This window comes from Polaromonas sp. P1_G4, assembly GCF_056405475.1.
Genome location: NZ_JBFUCA010000623.1, coordinates 1 through 2,157 on the forward strand (window position 1 = coordinate 1; position 2,157 = coordinate 2,157).

Genomic DNA, 2,157 nt, shown 5'->3' on the forward strand with positions numbered 1-2,157 from the left:
GCGCTCGGCTTCGGCCACACCCATGCCGGCCAGCGGCTCGTCGAGCAGCAGCACCTGCGGCTCGGTGGCCAGGGTCATGGCGATTTCGAGTTGACGCTGCTCACCGTGGCTGATAGTGCCGGCGATGCTGTGCTTGCGGTGTTGCAGGCCAGCCAGTTCCAGCGCTTCTTCGGCGCGGGTGTTGACTGCCGCGAAGTTCGTGGCACGCTTGAGCCAGTGCGCGGCATGCGGCGCACGCGACTGTGACGCCAGCCGCACGTTTTCCCAGACGCTGAAGGGCAGGAAGATATTGGTCTTCTGGTAGCTGCGCCCCAGTCCCTTGCCCGAGATTTTTTCGGGTGTCCAGCCAGTGATGTCATGCCCGCCCAGCGTGACCGTACCCGAGGTCGGCGGCAAGTCGCCAGAGAGCAGGTTGGTCAGCGTGGATTTGCCGGCACCGTTGGGGCCGATGACGGCGTGAATGTGGTTGCGCCAGAGATCGACCGATACGTCGTTGACGGCAGCCAACCCGCCGAAGCGTTTTGTCAGGTTCTTTGCACTGAGGAGGACTTCACTCATGGCCAGCCTCCGCCTTATTCTTGCGCTGGGTGAATTTTTCGACCAAGCCCAGGATGCCGCGCGGCGCAAACGTGACCAGCAGCACGATAAAGAGGCCCATCCACAGCTGCCAGTGCTTGCCCAGGTTGACGCTGCCGATTTGCGGCAGGTCCTTGAAGACGTGCAGCAAATACTCAAAGGCGAACGCGCCAACGATGGCACCGGCAAAATTGCCCATGCCGCCCAAAATGACCATCATGATCGCGTGCGCGCTCATGTGAAAGCCCATGAGCTCGGGGTTGATGTAGCCCGTTTGCGCACCCCACAGGTAACCCGCCAGACCCGCCAGCGCGCCGGCCAGCGTGAAGGCGGAGAGCTTGTAGCCGAAGGTGCCGAAGCCCATGGCGCGCATGCGGTGCTCGTTGACGCGTATGCCGGCCAGCGTGCGGCCAAACGGGCTCCAGAGCAGGCGGCGCAAGAAGGCGTAAACCAGCAGCACGGCCGCGAGCGTGAAGTAGTAGAGCGTGACCTTCTTGTCGAGGTCGAAGGGCACCCAGCCGAAGATGGCTGCGCTCGGCTTGAAGTTGACGTACAGCCCGTCAGAGCCGCCCAGCGCCTTGTTGTCGAAGAAGAGGTAGAACACCATTTGCGCGAAGGCCATGGTGACCATGATGAAGTAGATGCCGTGCGTGCGCACTACAAAGAAACCGATGATGAGGGCGGCCAGGCCAGAGGCCGCCACGGCCACAGGCAAGGTCCACCACAGGCTGACAGGCTCGCCGGCGGGTGTTAAAAAGGCCAGCGCATAGCCGGCCAGGCCGAAGTAAGCCGCGTGGCCCAGCGACACCAGACCGGTCACGCCCTGCAGCAGGTCCAGGCTCATGGCAAAGATCGCCATGATCATCATGCGCGTGACCATCTGGGTGTAGAAGTCGGTGCCGACGAAGGGGAAGGCGACCAGCGCGATCAGACCCAGGCCCAGCGCCACCTGCACGCCGCGCGGCAGGATTTCGAGATTTGCTTTGGCAGAGCTCATTGCTTGAACAGACCTTCAGGTTTCCAGAGCAGCACGCCTGCCATCAACATATACACCAGCATGCCCGCCATCGAAGGCAGGAGCACTTTGCCAAAGGTATCGACCAGGCCGACCAGCAAGGCGGAAATCAGCGCACCGCGCACCGAGCCGATGCCGCCAATGACCACCACCACAAAACACATGATGAGGACTTGCGAGCCCATGTTGGGATAGACGCTGGCCACGGGCGCGGCGATCATGCCGGCCACTGCGGCCAAGCCCACGCCCAACGCGAACACCACGGCGTGGATCAGCTTGATGTTGATGCCCAGCGATTCGGCCATGTCGCGGTTAAAGGCGCCGGCGCGTATCTTCATGCCCAGGCGGGTTTTGGAGATCATGAAATGAAGGCCCAGTGCCAGCGCGATGCACACGCCTGACATGAAGAGGCGGTAGACCGGGTAGGAGAGGTTGTCGGTGAGCGGGATCGAGGCGCCCAGCAGGTCGGGAATCGTGACGCCATGGACATCGTCGCCCCAGAGGATGGAGCGCACTTCTTCAAAGATATAGATCAGGCCGAAGGTCAGTAACACCTGGTCCAGGTG

At 62.2% G+C, this 2,157-nt stretch carries 3 protein-coding genes; all 3 read right to left on the bottom strand.

The annotated features are described in order from the left end of the window. Positions 1–558, bottom strand: a 558-nt coding sequence (locus AC1D1X_RS21415) for an ABC transporter ATP-binding protein (protein WP_477699119.1), incomplete at its 3' end; no start/stop codon positions are given. Continuing rightward, entirely contained in the window at positions 551–1,573 is a 1,023-nt protein-coding gene (locus tag AC1D1X_RS21420) for a branched-chain amino acid ABC transporter permease (RefSeq protein WP_477669407.1), read from the bottom strand. The genes AC1D1X_RS21420 and AC1D1X_RS21415, both read right to left, overlap by 8 nt. Then, positions 1,570–2,157: branched-chain amino acid ABC transporter permease (locus AC1D1X_RS21425; RefSeq protein ID WP_477699120.1), on the bottom strand; the 588-nt coding region annotated here is incomplete at its 5' end. The genes AC1D1X_RS21420 and AC1D1X_RS21425, both read right to left, overlap by 4 nt.

Coding starts and splice junctions, on each gene's coding strand:
- AC1D1X_RS21420 (WP_477669407.1), bottom strand. CDS start 1,573: ATGAGCTCTGCCAAAGCAAATCTCGAAATCCTGCCGCGCGGCGTGCAG.